The sequence below is a fragment of the Streptomyces ferrugineus genome (assembly GCF_015160855.1).
Classification (GTDB): domain Bacteria; phylum Actinomycetota; class Actinomycetes; order Streptomycetales; family Streptomycetaceae; genus Streptomyces; species Streptomyces ferrugineus.
In genome coordinates this window covers 8,721,136-8,744,029 of record NZ_CP063373.1, presented here as the reverse complement: position 1 = coordinate 8,744,029, position 22,894 = coordinate 8,721,136, and the positions used below count along the sequence as shown (strand labels likewise).

Genomic DNA, 22,894 nt, shown 5'->3' with positions numbered 1-22,894 from the left:
AGAAGTCGTCAGGGGCAGAGGCGTGGCGTCAGGAGGCGGCGTACTCCCCCAGTTCCTCGCCGAGCGACTCGCGCAGCCGCCCGAGCGCGCGGGTGCACCGGGTGCGTACGGCCGCGGAGCTGGCGTTCAGCACGGCGGCGGTCTCCTCGACGGACCGGTCCTCCCAGTAGCGCAGGACGACCACGGCCCGGTCCTTGGCGGGCAGCCGGGCGAGCGCCTGGAGCAGGGTCAGCCGCAGCGACACGTCACCGCCCTCGGCCGCCCGGTCCGGCAGCGCGTCCGTGGCCCGCTCGGTGCTGCTGCGCCGCCGCTGATGGGCGAGGAAGGCCCGGGTGAGCACGGTCTGCGCGTACCCGGCGGGGTTCTCCACCCGGGAGACCCGCCCCCAGTGGACGTACAGCCGGCCCAGCGTCTCCTGCACCAGGTCCTCGGCGAGATGCGTGTCCCCGGCGGTCAGCAGACAGGCCGACCGGTACAGATGCCCGGCTCTGGCCACCGCGAACTGCGCGTAGTCGTCCGCGCGGGCCTGTCTCATGCGTTCCCCCCTGGTGCTGTGCGCCGACCTGCCGGCCGCCGATGAGGTCCTCTGAGGCCCTCACTTCACTGATGCGGCGGGGCAGGGAGAATGTTTCACCACAACACCGAGAAGTTCACCGCGAGCACGAGGAACAGGACCCAGGACCCGACGGATGACCGAGCAGCCGCCACCCCCACCCGGTCCGGGCTTCGGCCCACCCCCACCGCAGTACGCGCCCTCCAACGCCCCAGCGCAACCTCCGTACGCCCCCGCGCAGCCCGCGTACGCCCCGGCCCCGCCCCAGCCGGTGCCGGCCGGCCCGGAGTTCCTGGCCGTCGACAAGCGCAACGCGGTCGTCGTCGACGCGTCCGGCGTCGTCTTCGAGCTGTCCGGCCACACCCTGGAGTTCCGCTGGCCGGAGATCCGCGGCGTCCACTACAAGGCGAGCCCCGACGGCAGGGCCCTGATGGTGGCCGTGGTCCACATGGACGGCCGGTTCTACGAGTGCGGGGTGGAGGCCAAGCCCCGGGCACGGCTGCGGGAGTGGTTCGCGCAGCTTGCCTGGGTGCTCGGCCATTACCGGCCGGCGGGGTGAGGCCGAGCACACCGTGCCTCAGCCGAACCAGCTCACCTGCACGACCACGATGCGCTCCCCACGCACATCCGTCAGATAGGTGAGCATGAGCAGCCCCCGGCTCTCGGTGCGCATGCCGGGGCCGGTCCCGGTGAAGGCGGCGCCCTCCAGAAAGACCATGGATTCGCGCACCGCGATCTCATTGGCCAGCCGCTCGGTCTCGAAACGGGCCTCATCCGGGAGCCCGTCCAGCAGGTCGTCCTGGAACAGCTCCCAGTGCCAGTCAGCCACCGGCGACCTCGCGGTGCGCCGCGCGCACGATCTCCCCGGCCTCGCGGATAGCGCGCTCCCGCACGGCCGGATCCGGGTCGTTGACGGCCTGCTCGGCGGCGTGCAGACGGCGCGCGGTCTCGGGGTGACGCTCGATCTCCACCACGACCCCCCACTGCCGGTAGAACATCCGGATCGGTACGACGCTGTCCTCGTCCCCGGCACGTACGAAGGCCTTCTGCAGGTCCTCGAAGAACTCGGGCAGGCGGGAGGGGGCGACCGTGGCCACGGCCTGTCGGAGCGCCGGCAGCGACAGCTCAGGCCGCGGAATGAGCGGAGCGTTCCCGTCCTCGTACGGCATGGTCATTGGCCGCCCCTTCCGCTTGTCGAGCACAAAACCGGCACGTGCCCACGCTAGCGCCATTCCCGTCACTCCTTCGCGCGCGCGACCGGATCGCTGCCGCAGAGGGTGAGCGCGAGGCCCCACTCCGCCCAGACCGTCTTGCCCACCCCGATGCGTGGCCCCGCACCCCAGTCCTCCGCAAGTGCGCCGACCAGCGTTAGCCCGCGCCCGAACTGATCCTCGCCCGTCGCGTCTCGCGGGCATGGCAGGCGCTCGGCGCGGGGGTCGCTGACGTCGACGCGAAGGGCGGCGGCCGTGGTGCTGATCCGCAGCCGGATGAGCCGATCTCGCAGGCTGCCGTGCAGCAGGGCCTTGGTCATCAGCTCGGAGACGACCAGAGCGGCGTCGTAGGCGAGGTGTGGATATCCCCACGCGGTGACCAGTCGGGTCGTGCGGTGACGGGCAAGGGAGACGCTGCGTGGGACGGGCGTGTAGTCGAGCTGGTCTTCGTGGTGGACGGGGTCGGTCGAGGAGTGGGGTTCGGGCATGAGGCACGCACCTCCCTGTGCGGTCGACGCAGCCGGATGACTTCGCCGGGTGGGTGGTTGTGCACCGACAGTAATGAGCCGTGCGTCTTGGGTGCAAGTGATTCAGAGACAATTGTCTCCATCGGATGACTTGCTGCGTTGGTTCAAGGGAGACTTGATCCGTGACTCCTAACGCACAACTGGGCAATCGGACCTCAACTGTCCTGGGCCGCAGGCTCGGTGCTGAACTGTTGCGCCTACGCGACGCCGCGGACGTGACGCAACAGCAGGCCGCCGACGTCATCAACGCGACCAACTCAAAGATCGTGAAGATGGAGCGGGGCTGGGTGCCGATGCGGGACCCGGACATCCGTGTGCTGTGTGAGTTCTACGGCTTGGGCGACCGCAAGGCCGTCGCTCGTCTACTGGAGTTGGCAAAGCTGGACCGGGAGCGACGCAAGGCCAAGGGGTGGTGGCAGCACTCGCCCAATGCGGGCGCTCTCGCCGAGTACATTGCCATGGAGGACGTTGCCCATCGCGTCCGCACCTGGCAACTGTCCCTGATTCCAGGCCTGTTCCAGACAGCCGAGTACGCGCGGTCCCTGGCTGTCAGTGATGGCGTGTGGGAGGATCCCGACGACATCGATCGCATCGTCGAGGTGCGCATGCGCCGCCAGGAACGCCTGCGAGGCGAGCATCCCCTCCAGGTGTACGCCGTCATCTGGGAGGCGGCCCTACGGCAGTTGGTGGGCGGTCCCGAGGTGATGCGTGCCCAGCTTGAGCAGTTGTTGAAGGTGGCGCAGTTGCCCAACGTCCGCCTCCAGGTACTGCCGTTCCGGACCGGCGGCCATCCATGCATTACCGGCCCGTTCAGCATCATCTCGTTCGCAGAGACGGAGGCCGTGGATGTGGTCCATGTGGACTCCATCGCGTCTACGGTGTGGGTGGAGAACGAGGCCGAAAGCGCCACGTACAGCACGTTCTTCGACCGAACCGCTCGTCTCAGCCTCGCGCAACACGACGCAGTCCTGCTCATTGACCGTATTCGCCAGGAGATCTGATCCGTGCCCGAGTTTCACTTCGTGAAGTCCAGCTACAGCAGCTCGGGCGGCGAATGCGTCGAAGTCGCCCGTAACATCCCCACCACCGTGGCCGTACGCGACTCCAAGAACTCCAACGGCCCGATACTCCGTCTCACCTCGCAGGCCTGGGTCGAGTTCACGGCAGCGCTGAGCTGACCCCCTGGGATCACATTGTGATCACAAGACCTTCACTTTCACTTGCACCTCGTGCACGGTTTACTCCGCTCCGTTTCGTGCGGACACACGTGGCAACTTGACGGTGACTCAGGGGTGGGCTTGTGAGGTTGAGGGGGCGTCGCCGTGCCGACGGCGACGGCGGTAGACCGGGTCGGCGTCTGATCAGCGTGACCACCGCGGCAGCGCTACTCGCCGCTCTGCCTGTGCTGTCCGCTGATCCGGGTGCGAGCCGCTGCTGCTGACGAAACGTCTCTGGCGGAGGGACAGCGGGCACTTGCGGACGCGCAGGAGTCCGGCCAACGCGTGGAGGTGATGGGGGAACGCACCGAGCGGACCTCCGTCTACGCCAACCCCGACGGCTACACCTTCACTCTCGAGGAGTCGGCGGTCCCGGTACGTGTCACCAAGCCCGACGGCGGATGGCAGGCTCCCGACGCAGCCCTGGTGAAACGTTCCGACGGATCCGTGGCTCCGAAGGCGGCCGCAGTGGAAATGTCCTTCTCGGGCGGCGGGAAGGAGACGCCCCTGGCCCGGATCGCCGATCGCGGGAACGCTCTTGAACTCGACTGGCCGGGCACGCTGCCGGCTCCGCAACTGGACGGAACCAGCGCCCTCTACGCCGATGTGCTGCCCGGCGTGGATCTGAGAGTGACCGCTACGCCCCAGAGCTTCCAGCCGGTCTTCGTGGTGAGGACTCCCGAGGCCGCCGCGAGCTCCGAGTTGAAGAAACTCACCTTCGGACTCCGGTCCGACGGGCTGCGGGTCCACGAAGGCCAGGCCGGTAACCTCGCGGCGGTCGACGGCGACGGCCGTACGGTGTTCAAGGCGCCGCCCGCACAGATGTGGGACTCGGCGGGAGAGGCCGAGGCTGCGTCTGGGACGCAGACACAGTTGGCGGCGGCGAAATCAATGTCCACGGCAGAAGCCGACTCCACGACGGTGACCGAGCCGTCCGATCCCTCGGAGTCGGCCCCCTCGGGTTCCGGTCTGGAACCGGGGCAGGGCGATGCGGTGGCCCGTATGGACGTGGATATCACCAAGGACTCGCTGACGGTCGTACCGGACGCGGAGATGCTGTCGACGACGCCGGAGTCGGCGTTTCCGCTGTTCATCGATCCGACCGTGACATGGGGCGAGTCGGAGCGGACCCTGCTGCGCAGTGACGGCTACGAGTCGTACGGCTGGGGCAACGGGTCCGACGACACCGGCAAGGGCGCCGGCAAGTGCGGGACCTGGAACGGCTACTACTGCGGTCCCGGCTATGTGCAGCGCCTGTACTTCGAGTTCTCCCCAGCCAGCCTGACGGGCAAGAAGGTGCTGGACGCCACGTTCCGGGTGACCGAGCCGTGGGCGTTCCAGTGCGATCCGCGCTGGGTGGACCTGGTGCGGACGAGCAACATCTCCTCGTCCACCACCTGGTCGTCGCGCCCCAAGCATCTGGACCTGATGGTGGACCGGCATGTGTCCGCCGGGCGGGGCTCGCTGTGTGATCCGGACTCGCCGGATGCGCCGATCGAGTTCAATGACAACCCGGACGAGTCGAACGAGAATCTGACGCCGACGGTGCGGGACTTCGCGGCGGGCAAGTTCGCCCGGCTCACACTGATGATCAAGGCGCACGACGAGTCGGACACGTCGGCGTGGAAGCGGTTCAAGAATGACGCGGTGCTGGCCGTGGATTTCGTCGGGCTGCCGGACAAGCCGTCCGGGGTCGGGCTGGTCGCCGGGAACAGCGCGGTGTGCGAGAACTCCGAGAGTGACCCGGCGATCGTGTCCGAGCCGAGGCTGACCGCGACGGCGCAGACCAAGCCGGGCGGTGAGAAGGATGCGCAGTTGCGCGTGTACTTCGACGTCGACAACAAGAAGAGTGACGGCACGTGGGCGGACACCCCGGCGGGCAACGGCGACCTGCGGCCCTCCACCGGCTACGTCGGCGACAACACGGAGCTGAACCTTCTCTGGTCGACCCTGACCGAGGGAACCCTGTACCGATACCGGGCTTGGGTCCGCTCCTACTACAACGACGGCAACAGCTACGTGGCGGGACCATCCAACGCTTCCACCACCGGCTGGTGCTACTTCAAGGTCGATCTGTCCGCGCCGAAGGCTCCAAAGATCACCACAGGTACCCCGTACAAAGAGTGCACTCCCAACGACTGCCAAGCAGGCGGCGGACCAGGCGTGAAAGGCACCTTCAGCTTTTCCCCCTACACCGGTGACAGCAACGTCGTCTCGTACCAGTACGGCCTCTCGGGTATGTCCACCTGGCCGACGGTGAGCGGCGCGACGGCGAACGTTTCGGTGACGCCGCAAGATGCGGGCACCCACACGTTGTGGGTGCGGGCCAAGGACAACCTGGGTCGCCCCGGCGCGTGGAACGCGGTGGACTTCCTGGTGGCGGCGGGAGCGGGGCCAGTGGCCCACTACCACTTCGGTGAGGCCAGCGGCGTGGCGCTGGACGCGGCTACCGGGGACGGCAAGGACGACCTGACCCTGAGTGGCGGTGCCGCGCGGGACAGCCGTGGGCGCCGGGGTCTGATGACGCACGATTCCACCGGCGCCGCCCTGACAGCGCCGGTCACGGACAAGGGGCTCGTGCTCGACGGGGGTACGGGGCATGCGGCCACGGGCGCCGCGGTGCTGGAGACCCGGTCGTCGTACACGGTGTCGGCCTGGGTACGAGTGGACCCGGACGCCACCGGAACCGCGACCGTCCTGAGTCAGGACGGAGGCAGCTACAGCCCGTTCTACCTGTCGTACGACGCCGACGGACTCGGGGACTGGAGTCTGCGCATGCTCTCCAAGACCGAATCCTCCTACACGTGGAACAAGGCGCGGGCGAAGGGACCCGGGGCAAAGGGCGTCTGGACCCATGTAGCGGGCACTTTCGACGCCGGTGCCAACAAGGTCCGCCTGTTTGTGAACGGCGTTCTGCAGTCTGAGACCGACGCGGGTACTCCGTGGTCCGCCACCGGAGCGCTGCAGATCGGCCGGGTGAAGTGGGCCGGCAACAACGTCGACCACTTCGACGGACAGATCGACGAAGTCGCCGTCTGGCAACGGGCTCTGACCAACGAGGAGATCGCCGACGAGGCGCGGCTGCTGATCTCGGAGAAGCACGCGGGCGTGGAGCTGATCGCCGACTGGTCGGCCGACCGGGGCAGCGGCACCAGCATCCCGGACACCACCTCGGGCTACGGCAAGTCGCTGACCCTGGTCGGCGGGGCGTCGCTGGACGGTGAGGCGGTCGTGCTGGACGGTGTGGACGACGCGGCCGCCACGATGGGGCCGGTGGTGGACGACACCGGATCCTTCACGGTCACCACGCTGGCCGCTCTCGACGGGGACAAACTCGCGGGCAAGAACGTCGGTTACACCGGGCAGGTTGTGGGCCAGCGGTCGGCGGACGGGTCGGCGTGGGGGTTCTGGTACGAGCTGACGGACAAGCAGACCGTGCTGGACGAGGAGACGCTGGAAGAGAAGACCGTGCCCATCGGTTTCTGGCGCTTCGGCCGGCTCAACGCCGACGGCACGTTCAGTGCCGTGTCTTCCGAAGAGACCGCGCTGGTGGACGGCATGGTCCGGTTGACCGGCGTCTTCAATGCCCAGAAGAGCACGATCAGCCTCTATCTGGGCGCCAACCCGAACGACGATGCCCGCCCATTCACGGCGAAACTGGGCTCGCGTGAGTTCGCGGTCGGCACGGGCTTCACCGGCGGCGCATGGCGGCACTACCTGCCGGGCCGGGTCGCGGAGGTGCGCCTCTGGGCCGGGGCCATGGCCAGCAGCGAGCAGGTCGGCGAGCGCGTGGGCGACTGACGGGCGGAAGCGGTGAGGACTGCCCTTGGCACGGCAGTCCTCACTCACGGGACACAGCAGCCGCGGCGGGTATCCGCGGGCGACTTGCGGATCTTCTTTTCACGGGACTGGGTGGGACGAGAACGATGGCCTTTGGCATAGGCACCTCAAAGAGACGTCGCGAGGTCGCGCGGCGTCGCACCGTCCGGCTGCTGGTGCAGTCGCTGGCTCTGGCTCTGGTGGTGCCCCTGGGGTTGGCGCAGGTGGCCGAAGCCGGGGAGCCGGACGGCCTGGGGCGGCCCGACGTGCCCAAGTCCCGGGTGAGCAAGGTGAAGGCCTTCGACGGGCCGGGCGCGAAGAAGGCGCGGCAGCAGGTCGCCCGGGACAAGAAGGCCAACGCGAACCAGGCGGGGCGAGCCCGGACAGAGCAGAAGGCCGCCTGGCCCGGACGAGGGGAAGCGAGACTCGGTCTCACCGACGGCAGAGTGGGAAGGGCCTCGCCTGCCGGAGTGCCGGTCACCGTCAGCCCGTCGTCGAAGGACAAGGCTGTGGCGGGCGGCAAGGCGCGGATCACCGTGCTGGACCAGAAGGCCGCCCGTAAGGCGGGCATCACGGGTGTCGTGCTGACTGCCGAGGCGGACACGGCGGGTACTGCCGAAGTGACCGTCGACTACAGCGGCTTCGCCTCGGCCGTCGGCGGCGGATGGTCGCAACGACTGCGTCTGGTACAGCTGCCCGCGTGCGCGCTGACGACTCCGCACAAGCGCGAATGCCGCGAGCAACAGCCGCTGGAGTCGGACAACGACGTCGCGCAGCAGTCGGTCTCGGCGAAAGTGACTCTGGCGGAGACGGCCGACGGCACGTCCGCGCAACTCCTTCGCTCCGCCGACGGCGCCACCTCGTCCGCGACGGTTCTCGCGGTCACCGCCGCAGCCGGTGGCTCCGGTCAGTCGCCCAAGGGGGCAGGGGACTACTCGGCGACGCCGTTGTCGGCGTCCTCCGCGTGGCAGGCGGGCGGCAGCTCGGGGGCCTTCACCTGGTCGTACGACTTCACGGTGCCGCCCGCCGCGGCCGGTCCCACGCCGCCGCTGTCGCTGTCGTACGACTCGGGCAGCGTGGACGGCCGTACCGCAACGACCAACAACCAGGGAACCTCGGTCGGCGAGGGCTTCACACTCACCGAGTCCTATATCGAACGCAGCTACGGCTCCTGTGACGACGACGGTCACGCGGACGTCTTCGACCGGTGCTGGAAGTACGACAACGCCCGCTTGGTGCTGAACGGCAAGTCGACCCGTCTGGTCAAGGACGGCGACAGTGGCCAGTGGCGCCTGGAGGACGACGATGCCTCGAAGGTGACGCGCTCCACCGGGGCGGACAACGGTGACGACAATGGCGAGTACTGGACCGTCATCACCGGCGATGGCACCAGGTACGTGTTCGGCCTGAACAAGCTGGACGGTGCGGGCACCCAGCGCACCAACTCCGCCTGGACAGCACCGGTGTTCGGCGACGACTCCGGCGAGCCTGGCTACTCGGGCGGCGATGCTTTCGCCGACCGGGCGGTGACCCAGGCGTGGCGGTGGGGCTTGGACTATGTCGAGGACACCCACGGCAACGCGGCCACGTACTGGTACACGAAGGAGTCGAACTACTACAAGAAGAACAAGGCGACGACGGCGAACGCCTCTTACACGCGGGGCGGGTACCTCAACCGCATCGAGTACGGCCTGCGCAAGGGCGCCCTGTTCACCGACAAGGCGGACGCCAAGGTCACCTTCGGCTATGCCGAGCGCTGCACCGCTTCCGACTGCTCCAGTCTGACGAAGGACACCGCCGACAACTGGCCGGACGTGCCGTTCGACGCGATCTGCTCGAAGGACGACTCCGAGTGCGACGCGGCCGGCCCGTCGTTCTTTACCCGTAAGCGCGTGACCGGCATCAGCACGTACTCGTACAACGCCACGAGCGACGCCTACGACCCCGTGGACTCCTGGTCACTGACCCAGCAGTACCTGGACGGCGGAGACATCGGCGACAGCTCCGACCAGGTGCTGACGCTGAAGTCACTCAAGCGCACCGGCAAGGCGGGCGACACGAGCATCGCGCTCAGCCCGATCTCGTTCACGTACCAGATGCGGCCCAACCGGGTCGACGCCACGGACGACATCCTGCCGCTGACCCGTCCCCGCATCTCCACCGTCACCTCGGAGACCGGGGCCATCACCACGGTGACGCTGTCGTCGCCGGAGTGCGTGCGCAGCCAGGTCATCGGGGCGGCCGAGGACACCAACACCCGTTCCTGCTACCCGCAGTACTGGCATATCAACGGTGCTGAGAACGCGTCCGTCGACTGGTTCCACAAGTACCGGGTACTCGCCGTGTTGGCTTCCGACCCGGCCGCGAACAACGAAGCGGTCGAGCACGCCTATGCCTACAGCGGCGCGGCCTGGCACTACAACGACGACCCGTTCACGCCGAAGGACGAGCGGACATGGTCGGACTGGCGCGGCTACCGGAAGGTCACCGCGTGGACCGGCGCGACGGCGGTGACTCGCTCCAAGACGGTCTCGCTGTACATGCAGGGCATGCACGGGGACAGGAACAAGGACGGCACCACCAAGTCCGTGACCGTCGCCCCGCTGCTCGACACGGACGTGGACTTCGGCGCCGCCTCTGACAGTGACCGCTGGAAGGGTGTGCTGCGCCAGCAGGTCACGTACAACGGCAGCCAACCCATCAGCAGTGTCTTCAAGAGCTACACCTACGGCCAGACGGCGACGCAGACGGTTCCTGACGCCGCCGACCACATCGCCCAGTGGGTCCGCAACACCACGACCTACACCAGCACCTATCTCACCGGCTCCGCGAGCTGGCGCACCCATGTGTCCACGGCCCGCTACGACACGCTGGGCATGGTCAGCAGCTACGACGACTACGGGCAGCGCGGACTGGGCGGCGACGAGACGTGCACCCGCACCTGGTACGCCCGCAACACCGACCTGGGCATCACCAGCCTGGTCTCCCGTACCCGCACCGTGGCCCGCACCTGCGCGACGGTGGACACGTCGCTGTCCCTGCCCGCCACCTCGGCCACCCGTGGAGACGTGCTTTCCGACACCGCTGTCGCCTACGACAACGCGACGGCCACAGGCTGGTCGGCCGCCCAGAAGCCCAGTAAGGGCGAGGCGACCTGGACCGGTCGTGCTACCGGCTACGCGACCACCGCGGACCTCAACGGCGATCGCATGCCGACGGGGTGGCAGAAAGTCACCGCGACGACCTACGACGTGCTCGGCCGCCCGCTGAGCGTTGCGGACACGGCAGGGAACACCACGTCCACGGCGTACACCCCCGCCGAGGCGGGCCCGCTGACCAAGACCATCACCACCGATCCCAAGCAGTACAGGTCGGTCAGCTTCCTCGACCCGCGCCGCGGTCTGACCTTGCGCAGCTACGACATCAACCTCAAGAAGACCGAGCTGAACTACGACGCGCTCGGCCGCCTGACCGAGGTGTGGCTGCCGAACCGGGTCCGCGGCAGCCAGGCGCCGAACACCAAGTTCGCCTACCACCTGGACAGCACCAAGCCGTCCTGGGTGTCGACCTCCACCCTGAAGAAGGACGGCGACACCTACAACACCAGCTACGCGCTCTACGACGCCCTCCTGCGCCCGCTGCAGACCCAGTCGCCGACACCGCAGGGCGGCCGGCTGCTGACCGACACGCGCTACGACACCCGCGGTCTCGCCTACGAGACGTACGCCGACATCTTCGACACCACCAGCACGCCCAACGGCACGTACACGCGTGCCGAGTACGGCGAGGCGCCGACCCAGACGCAGACCGTCTTCGACGGGGCGGGACGTGCGACGTCCAGCACCCTGTATGTCTACGGCGTCAAGAAGTGGTCCACCAGCACCAGCTACACCGGCGACTCCGTGGCCACGACCGCACTTCAGGGCGGCGCGGCCAAGCGCACGATCACCGACGTACGGGGGCGGACGACGGAGTCCCGCGAGTACGCGGGCGAAAGCCCGGCCGATGCCGACTTCGGCACCGGCCCCGGCGCCTCATTCGCGGCCACCAGGTTCACGTACGCCCTGGACGGCCAGCAGAAGTCCATCACGAGCCCCGACGGCGCCAAGTGGACCTACGGCTACGACCTGTTCGGCCGGCAGACCAGCACCGACGACCCGGACAAGGGCACGACGACCACCGAGTACAACGCCCTCGACCAGGTCATCAAGTCCACAGACTCCCGCGGCAAGTCGATCCTGACTGCGTACGACGAACTGGGCCGCGCCACGGGCACCTGGACAGGCTCGAAGACGGACGCCAACCAGCAGACCGGCTACACCTACGACACACTCCTCAAGGGCCAGCCCACCTCCTCCACCCGCTACGTAGGCGGCAAGACAGGCCAGGCCTACACCCAGACCGTCACCGCCTACGACAGCTTGGATCGAGCCACCAGCACCCAGCTCCAGCTCCCGGACAGCGACCCGTTCGTGCAGGCAGGCGAGCCATCGACGCTGGCCTATGAGACGTACTACAACATCGACGGCACCCAGCAGTTCGACCGCCAGCCCGCGATGGGCGGCCTGCCCTCGGAGATCATCGGCTTCACCTACGACGGCCTGGGCAACCTGACCTCGATCGGCGGATCGACGGGCTACCTGCGCGACGTCTCCTACTCGGCCCTCGCCCAACCGCAGCAGCTCACGCTGGGCACGGGCGGCAGCGGCAACAAGAGCTTCTACGTCACGAACCGTTTCGAGGAGGGCACAGGACGCCTGACGCGTAGCCATGTCACGGACCAGACGCACCCGTACATGCTGCAGGACCTCAACTACGGCTACGACCAGTCCGGGAACGTCACCTCCATCTCCGACCCGACCACGCTGGGCGGTACCAGTGCGGCGGAGACGCAGTGCTTCGCCTACGACGGCCACCAGCGCCTGACCGAGGCCTGGACCCCCACCTCGCAGAACTGCTCGGACACACGCAGCGCCTCCGCCCTGTCGGGCCCGGCCCCGTACTGGACGGGCTACACCTACAACGACGCCGGCCAGCGCACCAGCGAAACGCTCCACAAGAGCAGCGGCAATACGAAGACGACCTACTGCTACAGCAACGCCGCACAGCCGCACACCCTGACCGGCACCACCACCGAGTCCGACTGCGCCAGCCCCCAGCGTTCCTACACCTACGACACCACCGGCAACACCACCAAACGGCCCGGCACCTCCGGCACACAGGACCTCAGCTGGTCGGCCGAGGGCAGGCTGGCCAAGCTCACCGAAGCGGGCAAGGCCACCGACTACCTGTACGGCGCCGACGGCCAGCTGCTGATCCGCGCCACCACCGGCGGTGAGCGCGTCCTGTACGCGGGCGCCACGGAACTCCACCTGCGCGCCGACGGCACCACCTGGGCCCAGCGCCACTACGCCGCAGGCGGCATCACCGCCGCTGTCCGCTCGAACAAATCCGGCACCAACAAACTCACCTACCTGGCCGGCGACCACCACAACACATCCACCCTGGCCATCGGCCCGGACACGGCCCAGGCCTACACCAAACGCTTCGCCACCCCCTTCGGCGCCGACCGCGGCCAGCCCATCGGCGACACCACCACCTGGCCCGACGACAAGGCCTTCCTCGGCAAAACCCGCGACACCGTAACCGGCCTCACCCACATCGGCGCCCGCCAATACGACCCCACCCTCGGCCAGTTCATCAGCGTCGACCCCCTGCTGGAAACCGACAAACCCCAGAGTCTCAACGGCTACAGCTACGCCCACAACAACCCCGTCAGCCTCTCTGACCCGAGCGGCATGGGCGTCCCCGAATGCCACAGCGGAGTGATTACCGGCTGCAACAACGGCGTCCCGGACAGCGACTCGGTGTACCACCCCGAGCGCGACAAGACCAACAGCACGGCACACATCGGGGACGCCCTGACTGGCACCGCCGAGACAGACAGCACCGGCAACGTCAACGACACCTGCTCTCGAAAAGACGGCATCGGCTCATGCAACTACAACCCCGGCCCCTCAGACCCAGGACCGGTCGGGAATCTCATCTTCGGTCTCGTCTCGAACTTCCCTTACTTGGCCGAGTATTTCGCGTGGCCCTTCGATGACGACTGCCTGAACGGAGGGGCGGGAACTCCGGGATGCGATTATGGGGAGCAGTTCGACGCATGGGCAGCTGAACAAGGCTACGACCCGGGGAGCGATGCCTACCTCGTTCCCAGCGCTATCGCCGCAATCTTCTCCCACAAGCCTACGACCACAAAGCCGAAAGCCAACACGACTGCTCTTACGCGCTGGTCTCGAACCGACTACAAAGGTCAGCGCATTTATCAGAGAGATGACCTTGTGGATCCTGGGTATGTTTCATCTGCCGACAAGTACGGTCGAAGCAATCTCAAGAGAATGAAGCAGGGCCTGGCCCCGATGGGCCCGGATGACAAGCCGATGAATCTTCATCACATGCTCCAGACACAGAAGGGTCCGGTTGCCGAGGTGACGCACTCGATGCACTTCGGGAACTATAATCAACTGCACTGGAAGGCAGGTACCAAGATCCCCAGCGGGATCGATCGAGGTGCCTTCAACGAGTGGAAAACTCAGTATTGGAAGGACAGAGCGGCAGGATTTGGTGGATGATGAACGCTGTTGAGGCAAGCGAACGGCTGATCGAGCTGGTCCATGAGAACGATGACATCGCGAACCATGCCGAGGGCTGTGACGCAGAGACAATGACCGCAGCCGAGCGTGATCTAGGCGTCGAGTTCCCCCTCTCGTACCGTCGTCTGATCGAAGAGTTCGGGACCTGGGATGTCGCCGGCGAAGAATTTCTCGGTGTGTACCAGACGCCCGCTATGGGGCAGAAGCTGTTGGGCTCCGTAGCGGAAACCCTGGATGCTCGCAGCCAGTATGGAATGCCGTCTGATCTGATTGTTACGATGTTCGACGGAATGGGTGGACTGGTTGTTCTAGATGCATCGCAGGCGGATCCGGAAGGCGAGTATCCGGTCCTCGTGTGGAATCCAGGAGTCTCGGACCGCGAGGGCATGGAGAGGCTTGGAAGAAATTTTGGCTCTTTCGCCTTTGATCTTTGTCAGCGAGCTGTGGCGCGCTGGCGAGAATCTGGTTGAAGCTCAGATTCGCGGGAGCGGGAAGCCTCGCCAGGCCTTTCTGGTGAGGCTTCTGATAGAGGGCTTGCCCGCCTGGCGGGATGCCGCTCTGAAACGTTGAAATCTGCAAAGAGGATTGAGTGTCTGTTCTCGGCGGCGCTTACTTCTTCATCGAAAATGAACGCAGAGACCGTTACGACAATCCATCCGAGGACTTGATCTTTGAGTTCATTGGCGAACTCAACCTGCGCGATAATGGATCCTTCGTTGTGGAGCCGGTACTGGCTTCTGTCGACTGGTATGTTTCGATATCATTGCTCGATAGTGGCGAGTTCGAGACCGTCTATCGCTGCGCCAGTCGAGGCGAGCATCGGGTGGTGATTGGTGATTCACCATCCGGTCTCTCTTACGATGTGACGGTCTGGATTGCTGGGCTGCCGAGTTCGTTAAAGCCAATCCGTACGCAGAATTAGCCGCTGAATCCAGGAATCCGTACATATGTGAATTCGTCAGCTCTTGTCGGTGGGACATCAGAGGCTGTTGACGGTAGTCGTTGACGGCAGCGTATCGAGGCCCTGTAATCGGCCTTCGTTTGATTGCGCCTGCTGGTCGGGTTCTTGCTGTTGTGCGTCCCGGAGTGTAATAGCTGGCCCGCAAGGTGGGAGAAAGCTTGCAGTGTGGCGTGAACTTATTGCATCCCTATCTACCGAATTCGATTTCTCGAATCCTGCTGACGGCGAAATCCTTTGTTCGGCAGAATCTTCTCTTGGTCAACCCATTCCTGAAGAGTTGAAATCTTTCCTGTTTGAATCCGACGGCGTTTCCGATGGATTTGGCTGCGATTTCATCTGGCCGGTCGGTGAGATTGTGCGGAGGAATCGGGAGATGAGAGGAACTGTCGAATTTCGTCAACTCTACATGCCGTTTGATTCGCTGCTGTTCTTCGGTGATAGCGGCAGTGGCGATCTTTTTGCGTTCATCGTTTCTCCTCCTTGTAGGGATATCTTCGTGTGGCAGCATGAAAATGACAGCAGATGTTGGGTTGCCAATGGCTTGCGAGATTTCGTCACGCGATATCTTTCTGCTGGCGGCGAGGGATGGTATTCAATTTAGAATCGTGCAACCTGGCTCTTGCGTAGTCTGCGAATGAAGCTACGGGTGGAAAGATGGGCCCAAGTGATGTTCTTTGATGGGCCCATCTCGGTTGACATGTGTCCCGCTGCTCCGGGGATCCATCTGGTAATGAAGGGAGTTCCGGACTTCGCTTCGTTTGGTGTGGACGTTGGCGATTTTTCATCTGACGCCGCGCGGGTGGGCGGTCTCTGCTCGAAGCTTGCGAGCTGAGAGGGTGGAGCGCTGACGACGATGTTCAGCAATTGTGGCTGGCTCTACAGAGATTGCTGTGATCGACGTGGTGAGCGAACTCAACAGGCAGACCCTGGCTCCCTGTCTTCGTTCATCAAGGCAGTTGAGCCCGACGGCCCACTCACGTGCACGCTCGCCCCTGCCCATGTAACCAACCGTGAGCAGGGGCGATTTCCCAAATGCTTCATCTGCGTCTACGGCAGCCCGTGCACATGCGGCCCCACCGCGTTCGACCACGCGTTGCCCGCCGTCGCGTCCCAGTTCGTCGACCAGGTCATCGCGCCGCGCAGGTCCGGATAGGTCCGCGAGGGCTTGAAGGAGCCGCAGCCCGTGCCCTTGGTGAGGCAGTCCAGGGCGCTGTTGACGACCGACGGGGCCACGTACCCGCTGCCGGCAGCCCGCGTCGAAGCCGGCAACCCCAGCCCCACTTGCGACGGAGCCAGGCCGCCCTCCAGTTGGATGCAGGCCAGGGCGGTCAGGAAGTCCACCGAGCCCTGGCTGTAGACCTTGCCGTCGCAGCCCAGCATCGATCCGCTGTTGTAGTACTGCATGTTGACGACCGTGAGGATGTCCTTCACGTTCAGCGCGGTCTGGAAGTAGGCGTTCGACGTCGACTGCATGTCGATCGTCTGCGGTGCCATCGTCAGGACGAGCGACGAGCCGGCCTTCGCCGACAGGGAGCGGAGCGCCTGCGTCATGTACGTCGCGTTGAGGCCGTTCTCCAGGTCGATGTCGACGCCGTCGAAGCCGTACGTCTGCATCAGGGAGTACACGGAGTTCGCGAAGTTCGTCGCCGACGCCGAGTCGTTCACCGTCACCGTGCCGCGCTCGCCGCCCACCGAGACGATGACCTTCTTCCCGGCGGCCTGCTTGGCCCTGATGTCGGCCTTGAACTGGTCGACCGTGTAGCCGCCGAGACCGGCCGAGTCCAGGTTGAAGGTCACCGCGCCCGGCGTCGAGGTCGCGTCCGCGAAGGCGACGGCGATGATGTCGTACTGGGACTGAACGTCGGCGAGCTTCTGGACGGTGGCTCCGTTGTCGAAGTTCTGCCAGTAGCCGGTCACCGCGTGCTTGGGCAGGGACGGGCCCGCCGGGGTCGCCGTGGTCGTGCCCGTCACCGCCGCCGACTTCGGTGACTCACCGGCCGCGTTGGTCGCCGTGACCTGGAAGGAGTACGACGTCGAGGCCGCGAGCCCGGTCACGGTCGCGGAGGTGCCGGTCACCGCGGTCACCTTCGTGCCGTTGCGGTAGACGTTGTAGCCGCTCGCGCCCGAGACCGTGTTCCAGGCCAGGGAGACGGAGGTCGAGGTCGTGGCGGACACGGACAGGCCGCTCGGGGTGCCGGGGATCGTGGGGGACGGGTCGGTGCCTCCGCCGTCGGGGCCGTACACCGACAGGTCGTCCGCGTAGTACGCCGCCTGTCCGTACCAGCCGTGCGTGTACACCGTCACGGAGGTCGTCGAGGCGCCGGTGGTGAAGGTGGTCGAGAGCTGCTTCCAGGACGACGAGTCGGGCGTCCAGGTCGACACGTCGGTGGTGCCGGTGCCCGTCACGCCCAGGTAGGTGTAGCCGCCCTGGACCCAGGCGCTCAGGGTGTACGTCGAGCCGGGGCGGACGGCAACCGTCTGGGTGCAGCGGGCGTTGTCCTGGCCGGCCGGGGTCGCCTTCAGGGCGGTGGCGCCGCCGTGCACCGGGGAGGAGACGGTCGTGCCGCTGTTCGCGGAGCAGGTCCAGTTGGTCAGGCCGGACTCGAAGCCGGCGTTCTTGGCGTTGTTGACGTCCGCGGCGGAGGCGTGGCCCGCGGGGAGGAGGGCGAGAGCCAGGGCCGCGGTGACCGCGACCACCCGGAATCCGCTGCGTATGGACATGACAAGAGGCATGCTGGACAACTTGGTCCAGACCAATTCACATGTCAAGGGATTCCGAGCGTGGAGAATTTGTGTGCGTAACCTGCCCCGTTTTGGCGTGACTTGTGTGAGGTGAGTTGCTTCTCGGCTGGAGAGAAGCTGTTCTCCGGCCATAGCGCCGTGGATACAGTGCTCAGACAGTCACGCAATGAAGTCATCGGGGAGCTGCGCGTGCCAACTGCCATTGCCGTGACCAGCGCCGACATGGCGCTGTCGGCGCAGGACGAGCGAACCGTGCCCGCCGTCGTGCTCCAGGACCTCGAACGTGAGCCGCTGGAGCGGTCGTTGGCGGGCATGCAGACGCTCATCGAGCAGCACGGCCATGTCATCGTCGTCTGCTCGCAGGCCGCACCCCGGGGCACGCAGCAGCGGCTGCACACCGTGCGGTCGCTGCTGGAGAGCGACCGTATCGCCGTCTTCCGGCCCGAACTGCCCCCGCTCGGACTCGCCGTCCTGGCCCGCCAGCTGCGCCAGCTCGCCTCCTGCGACCTCAGCCCCGGCGTCCTCGCCTCGGCCGGCCGGCTGCTCACCCACTACATCCACGCCGGGGCGCTCCTCGGCTCCGTCACCAAGCTCGACCGCGTCCCCGTCGACCTCAAGTCGCACGCCAAGTCCTGGATGCCCGGCAGCCAGTTCGGCGTCCTCGCCCACCCGGTCCCGCAGCTCGTGCGCATCGCCCCCGGCGTCACCCTGCCCGGCCCGGAGTTCGGCACCTCGATGCTGGTCGCCCAGGGCCAGCTCCAGTCCGACTGGGTCACCGCCACCCTGGCCAAGTCGTGGCGCCCGCAGGGCCTGAGAGAGGTGGCGCTGCCCGCCGAGTCGGCGACCTGGTGGGGCACCGCCAAGCTCATCGAGTTCTGCGCCTATCTGCCCGACCTGTCGGTGCTTTACCAGCTCGTCACCTCCGTACGGCAGAACTCCTGCCACTGGTGCGGCATCGACGTCATCGGCGACCGCTGCGTCTTCTGCTCCGCCGTCCCGCCCACCCACGAGCAACCGGCCCGCGCGGGCTGAACCGCCCCCCGGCCGCGAAAGGGTCTCCCCTGACCGCCCCACCGACCGCCCCCGACCGATTCCCCCAATGAGGTTGCACGGTTCATGAACTCCCGTCAGCGCCGCGGCGTGATACTCCTGCTCCTGTCGATCGTCTGCGCCCTCGGCGCCTTCGCCGGCGTCCTGTCCGTCATCAACGACGTGAAGTCCAAGGTCGGGCCAGAGGTCACCGCGTACCGGCTCAAGCGGGACGTGGCCCCCTACGCTCCGCTCAGCGCGGCCCAGTTCGAGAAGATCGAGATGCCCGAGCGCTGGCTGTCGAAGAACGCCGTCACCAGCCTCCGCGAGATCCAGGGCAAGATCGCCGTCACGACCCTCAGGCAGGGCTCCCTGCTCCAGAGCGACATGATCGTCGACCAGCCCGCCCTCCAGCAGGGTGAGCAGGAACTCGCCATCATGATCGACGCGGCCACCGGTGTGGCCGGCAAGATCACTCCCGGCGCCACCGTCAACGTCTACGCCACCTTCGAGGGAGAGCGCGACGGCGCCCCCGACCAGTCCAAGCTCATCGTCGAGAACGCCCGCGTCATCGACGTGGGCGAGCAGACCTCGCTCAAGCCCGACGACAACGACCGCCGTCGCGAACCCACCGACGCCGTCCCGATCACCTTCGCGCTGCAGCCCCTCGACGCCCAGCGCATCACCTACGCCGAGTCGTTCGCCGACGAGGTCCGGCTCGCCCTGGTGGCACCCGGCGCCGACTCCTCCGTCTCCCCGGCGGACCGCACCTACGAACTCGCCAAGGACAAGTGAGAGGCCCCCATGCCCACGAGGATCCTCCCGGCCGTCGGCGACGCGGACGCGGTCCGGTCCCTCACGACGCTGCTCAGCCAGCTCCCCGACGCCGAGCCCGTCGCCCCGGTCACCGACTCCACCCAGCTCGTCGACACCCTCGCCCGGCTGGCCGCCGAGTCCATCGACGAACTCCCCGAGGTCGTCGTCGTCCACGAGCGCATCGGCCCCGTCCCGGCCCTGGAACTCATCCGCGAAGTCGCCCTGCGCTTCCCGGCGGTGGGCGTCATACTCGTCACCTCCGACGCCGGCCCCGGCCTCTTCCAGGCCGCCATGGACTACGGCGCACGGGGCCTGGTCGCCCTGCCGCTGAGCTACGAGGAGCTGGCCAGCCGCGTCAACGCGGTGGCGCAGTGGTCCATGGGCGTACGGCGCCATCTGGGCGCCGGGGGCGATGTGTTCAGCGGCGTCGGCGGCACGGTCGTGACGGTCAGCGGCGCCAAGGGCGGCGTGGGGGCGACCCTCACGGCCATCCAGCTCGCCCTCGCCGCCCAGGCCTCGGGCCGCGGCGCCGCCCTGCTCGACATGGACCTCCAGACCGGCGACATCGCGTCCTACCTGGACATCCAGTTCCGCCGCTCGATCGTCGACCTCGCCGCCATCAACGACATCACGCCGCGCGTGCTGGCCGACGCGGTGTTCCGGCACGACACCGGGGTGGCGCTGCTGCTCGCCCCCGGCGACGGCGAACGCGGCGAGGAGGTCACCGACCGCGCCGCCCGCCACATCGTCAGCGCCCTGCGCTCCCGCTACGAGGTCGTCGTCATCGACTGCGGCGCCCAGCTGTCGGGCGCGAGCGCGGCCGCCGTGGAGATGGCCGACACCGCGCTCCTCGTCACCACCCCGGACGTGGTCGCCGTGCGCGGTGCCAAACGCACGGTGCGGATGTGGGACCGCCTGCAGATCCGCAAGGCGGAGGAGACCATGATCGTCGTCAACCGCCACACCCGCGGTACGGAGATCCAGCCCGCCCTGATCCAGCGCATCACCGGCACCGGTATCGCGGCCACCGCTATCCCCGCCAACTTCAAGGAACTCCAGGGCGCCGTCGACGCCGGCCGGGTGCACGAGCTGGACGCCAAGAGCACGGTCAAGCAGGCCCTTTGGACGCTCGCCGGTGAGCTGGGGCTGGTCAAGGGCACGGAAGGGGCGGTCCCGCAGCGCCGGAACGGCAGGGCGCGGGGCGCGGACCGGGCGGCGCTGACGTTCCGCAGGCGGAAGGAGATAGGGAGGTGAGGGGGCGGCTCAGGGACGACCGGGGGCAGGTGACCGTCGAGTTCCTCGGCATGACCCCGCTGATCATCATCACCCTGGTGCTGCTGTGGCAGTTCGTGCTGCTGGGGTACACGTTCACCCTCGCGGGGAATGCTGCGGACGAGGCGGCCAGGGCGGGGGCGGCCTCCGAGGGGCAGGCGGCCTGCCAGGAGGCGGGACTGGAGCATCTGCCGGGCTCGTGGGAGGGCGGCGCGAGCGTGGACTGCCAGGCGAGCGGCGGCTACGTCACGGCCGACGTGCACCTGGAGGTGCCCGTGCTCTTCCCCGGCGCGATCGGCTTCCCGTTCACCGTCGACGGCCACGCGGGGGCCGTTCAGGAGGAGAAGGACTGAGATGTCGTACGACGCCGAAGTCCGCCGAGCGCGCAGGGTTCGCCGGGTCCGCGACCGTGGCCAGGTCGCCATCGAGTACCTCGGGTTCATCCCGATCCTCGTCCTCGTCGCCATGGCGGGCGTACAGATCGGGCTGATCGCCTACACCGCCCAGCAGGCCGGCACGGCGGCCAGGGCGGGGGCGCGGGCGGCCTCGCTGGAGGAGAGCGCGCAGGACGGCTGCGCCCGTGCGATCAGCGACTGGCTGTCCGTCACCTGCGCCCCCGCGGTGGGCGGCGACGAGGTCACCGTCACCGCCACCGTCGAGATCCCCTCGATCGTCCCCGGCTGGGACTTCGACCCCGCCCAGAAGACCGCGACCATGCCGCTCGACCGCTGAACGAGGATCCACATGAGCCTGAGGTCACGCATCAACACCCCCGAGGAGCACGGCAGCCGGGGCGAGGACGGCCATCTGGTCGCCTCCTACCGGGCCAAGCTGCTGGAGGAGATCGACCTCGCCGAGATGAGCTCGCTGGCCGCCGCCGAGCGCCGGGCCCGCCTGGAGCGGGTGCTCGGGCACATCATCAGCCGCGAGGGCCCGGTGCTGTCGACGGTCGAGCGCTCGCAGCTGATCCGCCGGGTCGTCGACGAGGCGCTCGGCCTCGGCATCCTGGAACCACTCCTCGAGGACGCGTCGATCACCGAGATCATGGTGAACGGCCCGGACGCGATCTTCGTCGAACGCGGCGGCCGGGTGGAGCAGTTGCCGCTCCGCTTCCCCTCCCACGACCAGCTGATGCAGACCATCGAGCGGATCGTCTCCACGGTGAACCGGCGCGTGGACGAGTCGAACCCGATGGTGGACGCCCGACTGCCGTCCGGCGAGCGCGTGAACGTCATCATCCCGCCCCTGTCGCTCACCGGCGCGACCCTGACGATCCGCCGCTTCCCGCGCTCCTTCACCCTGCACGAGATGACCGGCCTCGGCTCGCTCGACGAGCCCATGGTGTATCTGCTGGCCGGACTGGTGCAGGCCAAGTTCAACGTCATCGTCTCGGGCGCCACGGGCACCGGAAAGACGACGCTGCTCAACGCCCTGTCCGGACTGATCCCCGAGGCCGAGCGCATCATCACCATCGAGGACTCCGCCGAACTCCAACTCCAGCAGGCCCACGTCATCCGCCTGGAGTCCCGCCCGCCCAACGTCGAGGGCAAGGGCCAGGTCACCATCCGCGACCTGGTCCGCAACTCCCTGCGGATGCGCCCCGACCGGATCGTCGTCGGTGAGGTCCGCGGCGGCGAGTCCCTCGACATGCTGCAGGCGATGTCGACCGGGCACGACGGCTCGCTGGCCACCGTGCACGCCAACAGCGCCGAGGACGCCCTGATGCGGCTGAAGACCCTCGCGTCCATGGCCGACGTCACGGTCCCCTTCGAGGCGCTGCACGACCAGATCAACAGCGCGGTCGACGTGATCATCCAGCTGACCCGGTTCCCGGACGGCGCCCGCCGGATCACCGAGATCGCGATCCTGGACAGCCACGGCGCGGAGCCGTACCGCCTGGCGACGGTGGCCCGCTTCAACGCCCAGCCCATGACGCCGGACGGCCGCGTCCACGGCGTCTTCGCCTACCACCCCCTCCCGCGCCGCACCGCGGACCGCCTGTACATGGCGAGCCAGCCGATACCCCAGGCCTTCGGCGTCGCCCAGTCACCGCTCGAGCTCGCCACCCGAGAAGCCAGGTAGGACCCCCCC

At 67.3% G+C, this 22,894-nt stretch carries 19 protein-coding genes; 14 read left to right on the top strand and 5 right to left on the bottom strand.

From position 1 onward, the window contains the following. Positions 1–28: 28 nt before the first annotated feature. On the bottom strand, positions 29–535 hold the full coding sequence (locus IM697_RS38845) for a SigE family RNA polymerase sigma factor (RefSeq protein WP_194041380.1): 507 nt from the start codon (positions 533–535) through the stop codon (positions 29–31). A 154-nt stretch (positions 536–689) separates the two neighbouring features. Between IM697_RS38845 and IM697_RS38840 the strand changes: the two genes are divergently transcribed. Then, positions 690–1,112, top strand: coding sequence for a hypothetical protein (locus tag IM697_RS38840; protein ID WP_194041378.1), 423 nt, complete (start codon positions 690–692; stop codon positions 1,110–1,112). 18 nt (positions 1,113–1,130) lie between these two features. On the opposite strand, the gene IM697_RS38835 is transcribed toward IM697_RS38840, so the two are convergent. From IM697_RS38835 to IM697_RS38825, 3 genes are all read right to left on the bottom strand, one after another. Continuing rightward, positions 1,131–1,382 (bottom strand): hypothetical protein, encoded by a 252-nt coding sequence (locus IM697_RS38835; protein WP_194041376.1) that lies wholly within the window; start codon positions 1,380–1,382, stop codon positions 1,131–1,133. Then, a complete protein-coding gene (locus tag IM697_RS38830; RefSeq protein WP_194041374.1) occupies positions 1,375–1,728 on the bottom strand; it encodes a hypothetical protein in 354 nt (117 codons plus the stop codon). Before IM697_RS38830 ends, IM697_RS38835 begins: the two co-directional genes overlap by 8 nt. A 62-nt stretch (positions 1,729–1,790) precedes the next feature. Beyond that, entirely contained in the window at positions 1,791–2,252 is a 462-nt protein-coding gene (locus IM697_RS38825; protein ID WP_194041372.1) for an ATP-binding protein, read from the bottom strand. A 161-nt stretch (positions 2,253–2,413) separates the two neighbouring features. Between IM697_RS38825 and IM697_RS38820 the strand changes: the two genes are divergently transcribed. From IM697_RS38820 to IM697_RS38790, 7 genes are all read left to right on the top strand, one after another. Next, the gene (locus tag IM697_RS38820; RefSeq protein ID WP_228044340.1) at positions 2,414–3,292 is read left to right on the top strand and encodes a helix-turn-helix domain-containing protein; all 879 of its coding nucleotides are present in this window, start codon (positions 2,414–2,416) and stop codon (positions 3,290–3,292) included. 3 nt (positions 3,293–3,295) lie between these two features. Then, positions 3,296–3,469, top strand: a complete 174-nt coding sequence (locus IM697_RS38815) for a DUF397 domain-containing protein (protein ID WP_194041370.1) — start codon at positions 3,296–3,298, stop codon at positions 3,467–3,469. A gap of 333 nt (positions 3,470–3,802) precedes the next feature. Further along, positions 3,803–7,309, top strand: coding sequence for a laminin G domain-containing protein (locus IM697_RS38810; RefSeq protein ID WP_194041368.1), 3,507 nt, complete (start codon positions 3,803–3,805; stop codon positions 7,307–7,309). A 125-nt stretch (positions 7,310–7,434) separates the two neighbouring features. Continuing rightward, positions 7,435–13,962, top strand: a complete 6,528-nt coding sequence (locus tag IM697_RS38805; RefSeq protein ID WP_194041366.1) for an HNH/ENDO VII family nuclease — start codon at positions 7,435–7,437, stop codon at positions 13,960–13,962. Next, positions 13,959–14,453 (top strand): SMI1/KNR4 family protein, encoded by a 495-nt coding sequence (locus IM697_RS38800; protein WP_194041364.1) that lies wholly within the window; start codon positions 13,959–13,961, stop codon positions 14,451–14,453. Before IM697_RS38805 ends, IM697_RS38800 begins: the two co-directional genes overlap by 4 nt. 119 nt (positions 14,454–14,572) lie before the next feature. Then, positions 14,573–14,905 (top strand): hypothetical protein, encoded by a 333-nt coding sequence (locus IM697_RS38795; protein WP_194041362.1) that lies wholly within the window; start codon positions 14,573–14,575, stop codon positions 14,903–14,905. Between the two features lie 202 nt (positions 14,906–15,107). Next, on the top strand, positions 15,108–15,545 hold the full coding sequence (locus tag IM697_RS38790) for an SMI1/KNR4 family protein (protein ID WP_194041360.1): 438 nt from the start codon (positions 15,108–15,110) through the stop codon (positions 15,543–15,545). A 446-nt stretch (positions 15,546–15,991) separates the two neighbouring features. Here IM697_RS38790 and IM697_RS38785 read toward each other — a convergent pair whose 3' ends face one another. Then, entirely contained in the window at positions 15,992–17,665 is a 1,674-nt protein-coding gene (locus tag IM697_RS38785) for a chitinase (RefSeq protein ID WP_228044339.1), read from the bottom strand. A 243-nt stretch (positions 17,666–17,908) separates the two neighbouring features. Here IM697_RS38785 and IM697_RS38780 point away from each other — a divergent pair, with 243 nt between their 5' ends. The 6 genes from IM697_RS38780 (at position 17,909) to IM697_RS38755 (ending at position 22,885) form a co-directional block, all read left to right on the top strand. Beyond that, on the top strand, positions 17,909–18,718 hold the full coding sequence (locus IM697_RS38780; protein ID WP_194050053.1) for a hypothetical protein: 810 nt from the start codon (positions 17,909–17,911) through the stop codon (positions 18,716–18,718). An 84-nt stretch (positions 18,719–18,802) separates the two neighbouring features. After that, complete coding sequence (gene cpaB, locus IM697_RS38775) at positions 18,803–19,510, top strand: Flp pilus assembly protein CpaB (RefSeq protein WP_194041356.1); 708 nt, start codon at positions 18,803–18,805, stop codon at positions 19,508–19,510. A 9-nt stretch (positions 19,511–19,519) separates the two neighbouring features. Further along, entirely contained in the window at positions 19,520–20,785 is a 1,266-nt protein-coding gene (locus tag IM697_RS38770; protein WP_194041354.1) for a CpaE/TadZ family protein, read from the top strand. 50 nt (positions 20,786–20,835) lie between these two features. Continuing rightward, entirely contained in the window at positions 20,836–21,156 is a 321-nt protein-coding gene (locus IM697_RS38765; RefSeq protein WP_228045119.1) for a pilus assembly protein, read from the top strand. 1 nt (position 21,157) lies between these two features. Beyond that, positions 21,158–21,535: a TadE/TadG family type IV pilus assembly protein gene (locus IM697_RS38760; protein WP_194041350.1), complete on the top strand. Its 378-nt coding sequence runs from the start codon at positions 21,158–21,160 to the stop codon at positions 21,533–21,535. 12 nt (positions 21,536–21,547) lie between these two features. Further along, positions 21,548–22,885, top strand: a complete 1,338-nt coding sequence (locus IM697_RS38755; protein WP_194041348.1) for a TadA family conjugal transfer-associated ATPase — start codon at positions 21,548–21,550, stop codon at positions 22,883–22,885. The last annotated feature ends 9 nt before the right edge of the window (positions 22,886–22,894 follow it).